The following is a 13,768-nucleotide window of genomic DNA, read 5'->3' as shown; positions in this document are numbered from 1 at the left end:
TCACCCCTAGCAGTCAGGGGATTGGGATGTCCCCGGGAGTGGGAACTCGGGCGATCGCCTCCTGGGGTTCCCCCGTTAAGCGGTTCGCAGGATTTCTCCAGACTGACCCCCATTCCTGCCCCATTTCGGTTCCGTGGGGCGATCGCTCTGAATCCGATGTCTGAGTTGCCCGAAAAATGTTAAATTGAGTCCAGTCTCATTCCCAGGCATTGGAATTGAGCCGGTACATTACAACCCGTTCCATCCCATGATTCTGGTTCAATGGTTATCAATTTTTATAGGTTTTAATTTAAAATTTAATGCTCTTGTTTTAAACAGCTTCATTTAATAAATACTCGTAAATCATAGGATTTTTACAGGCATGGCAATTTTACATGGGAGTTGGATTCAGTCAGGGGATTCAACCGAAAGCAAACAAATTGGTGAATCTTTATTAATTTGGGGAGAAACTTGGCGGCGATTCATACCGGAGGAAATGGCAATTGTTGACCAGACGATCGCCCATCCTTTAGCCATGAATTCCGCCGAATTAATCGAGTTTATCCATAGCTTAAACGCACAAAATCGCTTGTCTTGGAAATTACCAGACTGGGCGAACCCAACTCCGACAAAGGGCAAAACTGCCAAGAAGTCCGACAAAACCCTAGGAATTGAACCGTGGCAGACGGTGGCGATCGCCCTACCCACGGATCTCAGTTCCACTCAGGGTCCGATTCCCCTCCATTCCGGAAGTCACCCCTCTGAAGAAGACTTCGCGTTGTACCCGTGGCAAGTCGAGGGACTCTGCCTCAATCCCGCAGAGGCGATCGAATTTTTATCGGCATTGCCCTTGGGGACCCTCGACCCTGCGGATAATTTTATCGGGTCGGACTTGCGCTTTTGGTCCCACATTGCCCGATGGAGTTTGGACCTCCAGGCGCGATGTAAGTTTCTCCCGCAAATCCAACGCCCCCTCACCGGAGGGGCGATCGCCCATTGGCAACCCCTCCTCGATAGCGACACCGATCGCAAGCGCCTCAACCGCTTCACCAAGCAAATGCCCGTTGCCTGTCGGACCTACCAACTCGGGGACCCTGAAGCATTGGCGGTCCAATTCCCCCCGGAACCCCAGGAGTTGTTACAAGGATTTCTCTCGCAGGCCCTAGATATTCGCATCCGCAAGGCGGCTGGACCGGAGTCGATCCCTAATTTGGTCTCCCCGGTGAAAGAATGGCTGCAAGGGTTGGTTTCGGAAGCGGGGATGATTTCCGGGGAACCGGATGCGATCGCCAAAATTGAATCGGCGATCGCCACTTGGACTGCCCCAGTCGCGCCCCATCTCGCCGGACAGCAACCGTTTCGCGTCGCCTTTGAACTCGTCCCCCCAGAATACGGCGATAATCGTTGGACCTTGCAATATTTCTTGCAATCCGTCGATGATGCTTACTGTTTAGTCGATGCCAAAACTATCTGGAATAATCCAGTGGAACAGTTTGTATATCAAGGTCGCACGATTGAACACCCCCAGGAAACGTTATTGCGCGGATTGGGATTAGCTTCCCGCCTCTTTCCACCCTTGGAAGCGAGTTTAGATACGCAATGTCCCCAATCCTGTGCGATCGCACCTCTGCAAGCCTATCACTTTATTAAATCCGTCACTTGGCGCTTTGAAGATAGTGGATTAGGTGTCATTTTACCTGAAAGTCTTTCCCCTCGCGATGGATGGGCCACTCGCTTAGGATTATCCATTCGCGCCGATAGCCCAACTCGTCCGCAAGGGGGATTAGGGTTACAAAATCTCCTGAATTTTAAATGGGAATTAACCATTGGTGGACAAACCATTTCCAAGAAAGAATTTGACCGTTTAATTGCCTTGAATTCTCCTTTAGTTGAAATTAATGGAGAATGGGTGGAACTGCGGGACCAAGATATTCGCGCCGCCACGGACTTTTTTAAATCCCGTAAAAATCAGATGTCTTTGACCTTAGAAGATGCCTTGCGATTGGCAACGGGAGATACTCAGGTCATGGAAAAACTCCCCGTGGTTAAATTTGAAGCCGGGGGACATCTGGAGGAATTGCTGAATAATATCACTAACAAGCGATCGCTAGAAGATTTAGAAGTTTCTGCCAACTTCAAAGGCGAACTGCGACCCTATCAATTACGCGGCGTCAGTTGGTTGGCGTTCTTGCAAAAATGGGGTTTAGGCGCTTGTTTAGCCGATGATATGGGATTGGGTAAATCCATTGAAACTATTGCATTTTTGCTGTATTTACAAGACCAGCAAGAATTAAATAATCCCGTTTTGTTAGTTTGTCCCACCTCAGTTTTAGGCAACTGGGAACGAGAAGTTAAAAAATTTGGACCCAAACTCAAAGTTCTGGTTCATCATGGGGATAAACGGGCCAAAGGGAAAGCCTTTGCTAAAGCCCTGCAAGGCAAAAACTTAGCCATTACCAGTTATCCCCTGGTTTATCGTGATCAACCAGAATTGCGAAGTATTCCCTGGGATGGCATTATTTTAGATGAAGCTCAAAATATTAAAAATTCCCAGGCGAAACAGTCGAAAGCGGTCCGAGAATTGATTAATGAAGAAACCCAACCCTTCCGGATTGCTTTAACGGGAACCCCGGTGGAAAACCGACTGCAAGAACTGTGGTCGATTATGGACTTTTTGAATCCTGGTTATTTGGGGGCCAAACAATTTTTCCAACGCCGATTTGCCACACCGATTGAGAAATATGGGGATACCGATTCCTTAGAGGCATTGCGATCGCTGGTTCGTCCTTTTGTTCTCCGTCGCCTCAAAAGTGATAAAACCATCATTCAGGATTTGCCGGAAAAACAAGAAAATCCTATTTTTTGTGGACTGTCTGCGGAACAGGCAAAACTGTATCAAGAAACCGTGGATAGTACCCTGGCTGACATTGATGCAGCAGAAGGAATTCAACGGCATGGGTTAATTTTAGCATTGCTGGTTAGATTGAAACAAATTTGTAATCATCCGGCGCAATTTTTAAAAGAAAAAACCCTGAATCAACCGTTGCGATCGGGTAAATTGCTGCGCTTAGAGGAGATGTTAGAAGAGATGCTGGCAGAGGGCGATCGGGGCTTAATCTTCACCCAATTTGCCGAATGGGGAAAACTCCTGCAACCCTATCTCTCCCAAAAATTAAGCCGAGAAGTTCTATTTTTGTATGGCGGAACTCGCAAAAATCAACGCGAAGAAATGGTCGATCGCTTCCAACAAGACCCCCAAGGACCACCGATTATGATATTGTCCATCAAAGCCGGTGGGGTGGGTCTCAATTTAACCCGCGCTAATCATGTATTTCACTACGATCGCTGGTGGAATCCCGCCGTAGAAAATCAAGCCACGGACCGCGTATTTAGAATTGGACAAACCCAAAATGTGCAAGTGCATAAATTCATCAGTACCGGCACTTTAGAGGAAAAAATTCACGATTTAATCGAAAGTAAGAAAGAGTTAGCCGAACAAGTTGTAGGCGCAGGTGAACAATGGTTAGCCGAGTTAGATAGCGATAATTTGCGGAACTTACTCATCCTCGATCGCAATGCCGTCATTGATGATGATGAGGAGTAATAAAACTGACCAAAACCCCCAGGCTAAAACCTGGGGCTATACGAACGTAGACGCGCCAGCGGCTTCCCGAAGGGTAGCCTGCCTGGGCAGGCTAAGAAATAAAGCAAGTCTTTGACAATTAGATTTGGTTTTGTTTATCAACTACACCTAAAATTTATGACTAATTACACTCAACCGGATAAAGAATGGTGGACTCAACAATGGTTAGACTTGCTTAATTCTTATCGGTTTAAAAAGCGGTTAGAACGAGGACGAATTTATGCCAGAGAGGGCAATGTTTTAAACATTGACTTTGAAGGACAAAAGGCATTTGCCCGAGTCCAAGGAACGGACCCCGAACCTTATAAAGTATCGCTATGGTTAGATCCGTTAACTGATGAAGATTGGACTTATGTAATTCAAACGATGGCAGAACGGGCTATTTTTTCCGCTAAACTCCTATCGGGGGAAATGCCACAAAATATTGAAGAAGTCTTTGCCACCAATGGGGTGAGATTGTTTCCGTTTACCCTGGATCAAGTTAATTCCCGTTGTAGCTGTCCGGATAAAGCCAATCCCTGTAAACATATTGCTGCGGTGTATTACTTGTTAGGCGATCGCTTTAGTGATGACCCATTTGTCTTGTTTCAATTACGGGGACGCACCCAAGCCCAAATTCTCGCCGCCTTACGCCAGACTCGGGGTACGGATACGGATGCAGAACCAGCAGACTCTAAAGCAAAAGAACATAAATCAAAACTGCATAAATCTCCTGTAAAAGTAGAGAAATTTTGGCAGTATGATGACCAGTTAGAATCGGGATTAGTGGTGATTGCCCCTTCGCCTAGTAGTGAAACGGTGTTAGATGTTTTAGGACCTATTCCTATTAAACCTGCAGCCACAGGACAAGCGGTGATGCAGTCATTAAATAGTATTTATCAAACCGTGAGTCAGCAGGCCATTTTATCAGCATTAAGTCGGGATGGATGAATAGAACTTTTAGCCCGCCCGCGCTTTGTCCGTATAGCCCCAATCTTTAGTGTGCGGGTGTGGAAGACGTCGGCGGCCCCCAACCGACGGCAACCCACAGAGAGGGGATCTTTCAATGTTAAAAATTATTTAGGATTGCTATAGACAGATTCAGCCTTAGCTTGATGGGTAGGGGGGACTCCCCCGAAGGTAAAACATCAGATTTTTAACCCCTTCTTCACCACGAAACCCATCGGCAAGGGAATGGGGTTAAGGTATCTCGATTAGTTATCAGATTATTACTGATCAGCATCAGGAGAGTTTGACCTGTACCTCGGAAACGGGGGTGGGTAGCAGTTTTTTGATTGAAATCCCCATTCATCAGACGGTCAAAGACTCTTCAAGGGCTTAAGTGTCGTCATGGGCGTAACGACGATAGAGGAAATCGAGGGCTTCGTTGCGTAAGTCGTAGTATTCCGACTGTTCTATGAGTCGGGCGCGATCGCGGGGCCGGGGGAAGGGTAAGTCTAGGATTTCGCCAATGCGGGCGGCGGGGCCGTTGGTCATCATGACGAGGCGATCGCCCAGGAAGAGGGCTTCGTCGATATCATGGGTAATCATCAGGACGGTGACCTTGTGATCGGCCCAGATTCGTAAGAGTTCTTCTTGGAGTTCTTCCCGGGTGATGGGATCGAGGGCACCGAAGGGTTCGTCGAGAATGAGAACTTTGGGGCGCACAGCCAGGGCGCGGGCGATGGAGACTCGTTGCTTCATGCCCCCGGAGAGTTCTTTGGGTTTTTTGTCGGCGGCGTCACTCAATCCGACGAGTTCCAGATGTTCTCGCACGATCGCCGCTTTCTCCCGTTGTTTGAGTTTGGGAAAGACGGAGTTGACGGCCAGGAAGATATTCTCGTAGGCGGTTAACCAGGGGAGGAGGGCGTAGTTTTGGAAGACCACCATGCGATCGGGACCGGGTTCTTGAATCCGTTGTCCTTCGAGGAGGACTAATCCTTCACTGGGTTGACGGAAGCCGGACACCATATCTAGGAGGGTCGATTTGCCACAGCCGGAGTGACCAATCAGGCAAATAAATTCTCCTTCGCGGACGGTGAGTTGGATGTTATCGAGAACGGGATAGGGACCTTCTGGGGTGGCATAGGTTTTGCTGAGACCATCAATGACGAGGTAGGAGTCATTAGTGGGTTGGGGATAGCTGGTGGAGGTGGTTAGGGTTTGCATGGGTTAATTAAGAAGACAAAAGGCAAAAGACTAAAGGCAAGGCTTGCGGGAATATAGCGCTTCGGGGTTAGGCGGCGGACATTTCTAGGGAAGCTAGGTTGAGATCGATTTCTTTGATGGTTAGGTTGGTTTTGATTTCAAGTTGTTCTAGGTAGTGAATGGGATCGTCAGGGTTGAAGATGACCTCATCGAAGAGAATGATGGGTTGGCGATCGCGGCCTAGGTCCATCATGTTTAACCCCTGGGCGGCTTGGGAGAAGAGGTCTACGCGACGGACGCGATCGAGGACCTCAATCCAGTTACGGGGGAAAGGGGCGATGCCCCATCGGGCCATTTGGGTGAGAATCCACAGGGCTTCGGTGCGATCGGGACAGTTGGTTTTGTCAAAGAAGAATTGGTTATAACGGGCAATGGGTTCGGGGTTGCCAATGCCTTTGTTATAGGAGTCGATGAAGCCGGGACGGGTGTAGATGGGATCCGATCCGATGTACTTGGGACGACAGATAAGGTCTAAAACTTGCTCCCGATGCCGCATATCGTCACAGTATTCGCAGGCTTCGAGAAGGGCCTGGATCAGGGCAAGATGGGTTTTGGGGTGGGCTTTAGCCCAGTCTTCCCGCACTCCTAGAACTTTTTCGCAATGACCGGGCCAGATTTCTGGGTCGGTAGCCATGACAAAGCCGATGCCTTCGTGGACCGCGCGGGAGTTCCAGGGTTCGCCGACACAGTAGCCGTCGATGTTGCCCGCTTTGAGGTTGGGGATCATTTGCGCGGGGGGGATCATCACTAGGTCCACATCGCGATCGGGGTCGATGTTAGCTGAGGCCAGCCAGTAGCGTAGGATCAGGTTGTGCATGGAGGTCGGATGCACGACCCCGAGGGTGAGTCGTCGGTCGGAATCGCCAGCAACGAAGCCTTTGAGGTCGGCGAGGGTCCGGATACCCTCCTCGTAGAAGTGACGATGGAAGGTGATGGCGTTCCCGTTGCGCGAGAGGGTCATGCCGGTGACCACGGGTAGAGGGGAATGGTCTTGACGACCGAGGGTCATGCCCAGGGGCATTCCGGCGGTCATTTGGGCGGCGTCGAGGCGTTGTTCTCGAATGCCCGACTCGATCGCACCCCAACTGGGTTCGCGACTGAGGTTAACTTGGGTTAGGCCATGTTTTTGGAAGAACCCTAGTTCTTTAGCCACAACGAGGGGGGCGCAGTCGGTGAGGGGGATGAAGCCGAGGTTGAGGTTGACTTTTTCTAAGCCTTCTAAGCCGTTTTCGTGGACTTGGACGAGTTGGGGTTGGGGTTGGGGTTGGGGTTGGCTTTGCCGTTTCTTGGCCCGTCGCTGTTGGTTGAGGAAATAGACAATCTCGTTGCGGAGACTATAGTAGTGGGGATCTTTGACGGCGGAGACATGGGTGCGGGGACGGTCTATGGGAACATCGAGAATTTGTCCGACGTAGGATCCCGGCCCGTTGGTGAGGAGAACTATGCGATCGCTCAGGAGGAGGGCTTCATCGACGTCATGGGTGACCATGATACAGGTGACTTCGCTTTCCTCACAGATATGCATCAGTTGTTCTTGCAGTCCCCCTCGGGTGAGGGCATCTAGGGCCCCAAAGGGTTCATCGAGGAGGAGGAGTTTGGGGCGGATGGCTAAGGCCCTAGCGATCGCCACCCGTTGTTTCATGCCCCCAGACAGGTGGGCGGGGCGTTTATGGGCCGCATGACGCAGACCCACGAGGTCGATGTGATGTTCGATGATACCCCGTTGTTCTCCTTTGGGGCGATCGCCCATAGCGGACTGCACAGCGAGGGCGATGTTTTCCCGCACGGTGAGCCAGGGCAGGAGAGAATAGTTTTGGAAGACCACCATGCGATCGGGTCCCGGTTCTGTTACCTGGCGACCTTCTAAGATGATGCCCCCTCGGGTCGGTTTATCCAGTCCGGCAATGAGGTTTAAGAGGGTTGATTTACCACAGCCGGAATGACCCACTAAGGAGATAAATTCACCTTTACGAATCTTGAGTTCAATGTTACTCAGCGCAACATAAGTGCCTCCATTGGGGAGATTAAAAACTCGTTCGATATGGTCAACTTCAGCAAAAATAGACATGGATGTTAAGCAGGAGTAGAGGACAACCAAAGAAGATTAAAGAAGACTCACTATTACTGAGCTTGGTCTTCAGACACGACCAAACTCGCCAAGAAACTAATCAACTTATCCAGAAGTAGTCCTACAATTCCTACATAAATTACCGCCAGGATAATGTCACTCATCCGGGAACTATTCCAGGCATCCCAGATAAAGAAGCCAATCCCCACACCGCCAATCAACATTTCTGCTGCAATAATTGCGAGCCAAGATAGGCCAATGCCAATTTTTAGTCCCGTAAAGATATAGGGAACCGTTGCTGGAAAGAGGATTTTGAAGAAGTAAGTCTTGCGATCGAGTCGTAGCACTCGCGAGACATTATTATAATCTTGAGGAATTTGGCGCACTCCCTCCGTAGTATTGATAATAATCGGCCAAATTGCTGTAATAAAAATTACAAAAATCGCAGAAGGATTCGCCCGTTCAAAACCCGCCAGGGAAATCGGCAGCCAAGCCAACGGGGGAATGGTTCTCAGGATTTGAAAAATGGGGTCTAATGCCCGATACATCAATCGGTTTGTACCGACGAGAATCCCCAAAGAAACCCCGACAATCACCGCCAGGGAGAATCCTAGGGCAACCCGTTGTAAACTGGTCAAAATTTGCCAAAATAGACCTTTGTCGATTCCACCATGATCAAAGAATGGGTTAATAATCAATTCCCAGGTTTCTGAGACCGTGCGAATCGGACCCGGCAGCGTCGAATCCGAAACCGATGTAAACGCCTGCCAAATGATTAGAAAAATTAGAATAGCAACCGTAGAAGGAATAAGCTCTTTCCCCTTCTTGAGACCGGCTTTAAGCCATTTTTGAGGCATAAATTGGAACTTTCTGCGTCGGGGATAGGTTGGTGAAGTCATGGTTTTTATGGGGGAGAAGGGAACAGGGGAGATGGGGGAGATGGGGGAGATGGGGGAGATGGGGGAGATGGGGGAGATGGGGGAGATGGGGGAGATGGGGGAGATGGGGAAGATGGGGAAGATGGGGGAGATGGGGAAGTGCCGCGCCCTCTTGTGGGGCTGAACCTAAATTCGGGTAATCTCTAAACTCTTGAGGTAATCTAGGGGTTTTTCTGGGTCAAAGACTTTGCCATCAAAGAAGGTTTCAGGTCCACGGGAAGAACTTTTAGGAATCATGCTTCCCTGACCAATGGCATCTGCCGCTTCTTGCCAGAGGTCGTCCCGATTGACTCGGTTCACCATGCCCTGAATATCCGCATCTGGTGGGAGATAACCCCAACGGATATTTTCCGTGAGGAACCAGAGTTCATGACTCTTGAAGGGATAGGAGGCATTATCCAGCCAATATTTCTGCATCAACTGCGGCTGTTCTTTCGGCTCACGGACGCCATCGTTATAGATGCCCCGAGAGCGATCGATAATGTCCTCAAAGGGGACATTAAACCAAGACCTGCGGGAGAGAATCTGACACATTTCCTCCACATTCTCCGGTTGACTACACCAGATTTGGGCCTCTAGGGTTGCCATCAAGAGGGCCCGGGCCGCTTTGGGATTTTGGTCAACCCAATCTGCCCGCATTCCGAAAGACTTCTCGGGATGGTCTTGCCACAGTTGCCCTGTGGTTAAGGCGTTGTAGCCAATCTCTTGGTTCACCAATTGCAGGGGCCAGGGTTCCCCGACACAGAAAGCATCCATGTTGCCAACCCGCATATTGGCTACCATCTGCGGGGGTGGGACGACAATGGTTGAGATATCTTGGTCGGGGTCAATGCCTCCGGCTGCTAGCCAGTAGCGAATCCAGCAGTCATGGGTTCCCCCGGGAAAGGTCATGGCGGCCCGTAAGTCTGCACCGGCGGCCCGTCGTTCAGCAAATCGTTCTTTGAGGGGGCTACTGTCCACTCCCACCTCTAAATCGAGGTAGTCCTTGGAGAGACAAATCCCCTGACCATTCACATTCAGACGCGCCAAAATATACATCGGCACGGGCCGTCCATCGGTGACAATTCCTTCCGATAATAGGTAAGGCATGGGGGTGAGAATGTGGGCACCATCAATGCCGCCGCCGCCAGAACCGAGGACTAAATTGTCTCGGGTTGTTCCCCAGGAGGCTTGTTTTTCAAGGGAGACATCTGTCATCCCATACTTAGTAAAAAAGCCTTTTTCCTTGGCAATAATTAGGGGGGCGGAGTCCGTTAGGGCAATAAATCCTAGTCGTACTGTTGGGGTTTCTGGGGCATCAGCGGGGTCAATTTCAACCTCAACTTGGGCTTGGTCATTATTCTGTCCGCAGCTATGCAGGAACAAAGTTCCCGCTGCTGCTGCACCGGCTGTAATCAGGAATTGGCGACGGTTAAATCGGGACATTTTTCAGTTAGGAATTAACAGTGGGGTGTGAGTATCTAATCGCGTGGGATTGAGTTGTGAGAGAGAACAGAGGGTCTATTGGACGTGGTGTACACAAGTTAAGGAATATGACAAGGGGTTTATGTATCAGGAAGTACAATTTTTAGACTTTTTTTTGTTTTATGCATTTAGGTCATTCGTAACTTGCATCGTGGTGAAAGGGAGTCATGAAAATAGCATAAAAAAAGTAGCTATTGATACGATTAGCCTAAAAGAGCGATCGCAAGGTGACATCTCTTCTTCTCTCTTGCCTTCTCCCCCCTGTTCCCTATTCCCTATCTCCCCCGCCATTGTCCGCCAGAGTGGCTATCCTGGAAGTTGTCAGTGCATTAGCTTCTATAGCGACCGATAGCCCTCAGAACACCTATAGAACTATCAATTCAACGATTATGACAACCCTTCGCGCTTGATGTTTGTGGGCGATCGCCTCTACAATGGCTAACCTCAATGCTGTTTCCAACTAGCATTTATTAAACCGTTAGTCAGTAGGCGATTTTGTCTGCATTAAGTCGCGATGGATGAATAAAACTTTTGCTTTTATATAGCCCTAACCCCTGAATGGGTTACTACAAATGTTTGTAAATTCTACTGTAAAAATGCTCCCGGATCCTAACTGACTTTCCACGGCAAGATTCGCTTGATGTTTCTGGGCGATCGCCTGGACAATGGCTAACCCTAATCCCGTTCCCCCAGTTTTGCGGCTGCGATCGCTATCCACACGGTAGAAACGTTCAAAAATGCGGGTTTGTTCTTCCAATGCAATGCCAATTCCGGTATCTTTCACGGTAATTACCGCAAGGCGATCGCGTCGCGTTAACTCAAGCACAATTTTACCCCCACTCGGTGTATATTGAATCGCATTAGCCATTAAATTAGACACCAATCGATACAATTGGGATTCATGTCCTAAAACATAAATTTGAGCATCGGTAACATGACTAATGAGATGCAGTTCGGCCCCGACGGCTAACTCTAAAAATTCTTCTGTTAAATCATTGATTATATCATTTAAACAGCAAGGTTTGAAGGGGATTGGGGATGAATTTTGCTCCAAACTGGTTAACAAGAGTAAATCAGAAATTAAATGACTCAACCGCCGTCCCTGCCTTTCCACCGTTTGCAGCATGATGGGAATTTCCGACTGATTGGCGGGGGGTAATCGTAACATTGCCTCTACTGTTGCTAACAGACTCGCCAGAGGTGATCGCAATTCATGGGCAGCATTTGCCGTAAACTGTTGCTGTTGCTGATAGGACTGATAAATCGGCTGCATGGCTAATCCCGATAGCCACCAACTGGAAATCATCACCAACCCTAATGCAATGGAAAACCCCATTCCTAAAATCCATCGCATTCGCTGCACTTCTCCATCCAATGCTTCTAAAGTTCGGCCAATTTGTAAGTATCCCCAAGAAGGATGAGAATGATGGAAAGAGGAAGATTCACTGGGATGATGATTATGTAAAATAATCGTAAATTGGTGATAGCGAATCCCCTGGGGACTCTGAAACGTTTGCCAGGGTTCAGGATGGAATGTTCGGGAAATGCCTAGGGGTTGACTGGGAGAAAAAGCTAGAAGTTTGCCTTGCTGATTAAATAGGCGAATATAGTAAGTATTGCGATCGCTAATTCCGATGGTATGGCGTTGAATTAGCGTCGGACTGATATTACAAGATTCTCCCGCCACACAGAGTTCCGGCAAAATCCGCTTCAAAACCGTTGTCGCTTCCCCGGAAGGCGGTAACATCGGTTCCAAACTATCATGCAACGTCCCGGCGATCGACTCCATTTCCCGTTCCATTGCTTCCCAATTGGACTGAATCAGCGATCGATACAAACTCAAACCGGACAAACTCAAAATCACCGCCATTACCCCGGCATACGAAAAGGCAAGACGGAATCGACTGCGGCGAAATAATTGATGACTATTCATTCCCCAAGAAACTCACAGAGATGTGTTGAATCGATATCCTTGACCCGGAATGGTTTCAATGGGACAAGGACAACCATAATGGGCTAATTTGCGCCGCAATAATCGCATTTGTGCCGCTACTACATTGCTAATCGGTTCCTCATCCAAATCCCAGAGTTGATACCGAATCTTACCCCCGGAAATGATGCGATCGCAATTTTGCATCAAATAGGCAAACAGTTGAAATTCTTTCACCGTTAACGGAATCAGTTGCGGCGGTTGACTCAACCCGAAACTGAGGATATTATTTCCATAATCTAAGGTAAATCCACCCACTGTTAGGGTTTGGGGTTGAAGTTGAGGCGATCGCCGCTGCAGTGCTCGCAAACGTGCCAATAATTCTTCCATGACAAAGGGTTTCACCAAATAATCATCCGCCCCAGCATCCAATCCCGCAACCCGATTTTCCGGCTGTCCCAACGCCGTTAACATCAACACAGGTAACGGATTTTGATGCGATCTCAATCGCTGACATAATTTTAATCCAGATAACTCCGGCAACATCCAATCCACGATCGCTACTGTATAATCCGTCCACTGATTTTCCAGACATTCCCAAGCCTGCACCCCATCCTGAACCCAATCTACAACATACTTTTCATTCACTAACACCTGCTTAATCGCCCGTCCTAAATCCGCCTCATCTTCCACCAGCAAAATTCTCATCGGTGTTTAGGAAACTCACTACAGGCTTGATTTTAGCGAAGCTGGTTCCATTTCATCTCAATTTCATCTACCCTTTGCCAGACTAGGGAGAACTTTTATCCCTTACATCGAGTGAATCATGGGTTACTCACTTCAATCTTTAATTCGGACTGTTTTAATCACAACGGTTCTTTTGTCCTTCCCCAAACCCGCTTTATCCCATGTGGGACACGGGGATGAATTCCAATCCAGTGGCGGGATTGAACGGGTAGCAGTGAACCCGGAAATGGACCAAATGTTAGGCATTGTCGCCACTCCCATCGCCCCAGCGGCAGATGGTAGTGCCCGCATCTTGGTCCCCATGACTGCCTTAGTGAATGAAGAGGATCAGCAACTCGTTTTTGTCCAATATGAAAACTTCTATGAACCTGTTCCCGTTACCATTGGCGCAACCCAAGGGGAACTGATTGAAGTCATGGAGGGATTATCCGTGGGGGAAAATCTCGTCACCCAAGGCAGTTTGTCTCTTTATGCTGAATCGCGCAAAACCCAATCCCCCGAGACTGCCGCCACTCCAGAAGCTATTACTACTCCAGAAGCCATTACCACTCCAGCAGCGATTACGACTCCCCAGACTGATGAAACCCATGCTCAGGCACATTCCCAAGGACTCCCTCATAGCCATACTTCGGGAGAACAGCCGATGGCAAGTGCTCAGCAATCTGCTCAGATAAATGAGGTGGAAAGCCCATTTCCCCTGGGTTGGTTGATAGGCATTGGCGTGGGAGTTGTTCTCGTGGCAACCCCGATCGCCTTACTCAGTTCCCGCAAAAAAAACAGCAGCCTTTCCGATAACCAAGGAGATCGTTAAG

Annotated in this window: 11 protein-coding genes and 1 pseudogene; 6 read left to right on the top strand and 6 right to left on the bottom strand. The window is 48.9% G+C overall.

Features of this window, described 5'->3' with window-relative positions:
- The first annotated feature begins 26 nt into the window (after positions 1-26).
- From NG796_RS16105 to NG796_RS26595, 4 genes and pseudogenes are all read left to right on the top strand, one after another.
- On the top strand, positions 27-164 hold the full coding sequence (locus NG796_RS16105; RefSeq protein ID WP_261207849.1) for a hypothetical protein: 138 nt from the start codon (positions 27-29) through the stop codon (positions 162-164).
- A gap of 197 nt (positions 165-361) precedes the next feature.
- On the top strand, positions 362-3,583 hold the full coding sequence (locus tag NG796_RS16100; RefSeq protein ID WP_261207847.1) for a DEAD/DEAH box helicase: 3,222 nt from the start codon (positions 362-364) through the stop codon (positions 3,581-3,583).
- A 156-nt stretch (positions 3,584-3,739) separates the two neighbouring features.
- On the top strand, positions 3,740-4,552 hold the full coding sequence (locus tag NG796_RS16095) for an SWIM zinc finger family protein (RefSeq protein ID WP_261207846.1): 813 nt from the start codon (positions 3,740-3,742) through the stop codon (positions 4,550-4,552).
- A gap of 201 nt (positions 4,553-4,753) precedes the next feature.
- A pseudogene (locus NG796_RS26595) lies at positions 4,754-4,943 on the top strand (ATP-binding protein); the annotation flags it as partial.
- Here NG796_RS26595 and NG796_RS16090 read toward each other — a convergent pair.
- The 3 genes from NG796_RS16090 to ntrB form a co-directional block, all read right to left on the bottom strand.
- Positions 4,940-5,770, bottom strand: a complete 831-nt coding sequence (locus NG796_RS16090; RefSeq protein WP_261207845.1) for a nitrate ABC transporter ATP-binding protein — start codon at positions 5,768-5,770, stop codon at positions 4,940-4,942. The pseudogene NG796_RS26595 and the gene NG796_RS16090 sit on opposite strands and share 4 nt — an antisense overlap.
- Before the next feature lie 67 nt (positions 5,771-5,837).
- Positions 5,838-7,877 (bottom strand): nitrate ABC transporter ATP-binding protein, encoded by a 2,040-nt coding sequence (locus NG796_RS16085; protein ID WP_261207844.1) that lies wholly within the window; start codon positions 7,875-7,877, stop codon positions 5,838-5,840.
- A gap of 53 nt (positions 7,878-7,930) precedes the next feature.
- Positions 7,931-8,734: a nitrate ABC transporter permease gene (gene ntrB / locus NG796_RS16080; RefSeq protein WP_261207843.1), complete on the bottom strand. Its 804-nt coding sequence runs from the start codon at positions 8,732-8,734 to the stop codon at positions 7,931-7,933.
- 40 nt (positions 8,735-8,774) lie between these two features.
- Here ntrB and NG796_RS16075 point away from each other — a divergent pair, with 40 nt between their 5' ends.
- Entirely contained in the window at positions 8,775-8,939 is a 165-nt protein-coding gene (locus tag NG796_RS16075; RefSeq protein ID WP_261207842.1) for a hypothetical protein, read from the top strand.
- 2 nt (positions 8,940-8,941) lie between these two features.
- Here the strand turns inward: NG796_RS16075 and NG796_RS16070 are convergent, their stop codons facing one another.
- From NG796_RS16070 to rppA, 3 genes are all read right to left on the bottom strand, one after another.
- Complete coding sequence (locus tag NG796_RS16070) at positions 8,942-10,240, bottom strand: CmpA/NrtA family ABC transporter substrate-binding protein (protein WP_261207841.1); 1,299 nt, start codon at positions 10,238-10,240, stop codon at positions 8,942-8,944.
- Positions 10,241-10,826: 586 nt separating this feature from the next.
- A complete protein-coding gene (gene rppB, locus NG796_RS16065; protein WP_261207840.1) occupies positions 10,827-12,212 on the bottom strand; it encodes a two-component system sensor histidine kinase RppB in 1,386 nt (461 codons plus the stop codon).
- A 12-nt stretch (positions 12,213-12,224) separates the two neighbouring features.
- Positions 12,225-12,917, bottom strand: coding sequence for a two-component system response regulator RppA (gene rppA / locus NG796_RS16060; protein WP_261207839.1), 693 nt, complete (start codon positions 12,915-12,917; stop codon positions 12,225-12,227).
- Positions 12,918-13,035: 118 nt separating this feature from the next.
- On the opposite strand from rppA, the gene NG796_RS16055 reads away from it, so the two are divergent.
- On the top strand, positions 13,036-13,767 hold the full coding sequence (locus tag NG796_RS16055) for a cobalt transporter (protein WP_261207838.1): 732 nt from the start codon (positions 13,036-13,038) through the stop codon (positions 13,765-13,767).
- Position 13,768: the final 1 nt, after the last annotated feature.

It is taken from the genome of Laspinema sp. D2d (genome assembly GCF_025370755.1).
GTDB lineage: Bacteria > Cyanobacteriota > Cyanobacteriia > Cyanobacteriales > Laspinemataceae > Laspinema.
The sequence above is the reverse complement of the archived record's forward strand: the minus strand, read 5'-3'. Positions and strand labels throughout refer to the sequence as shown.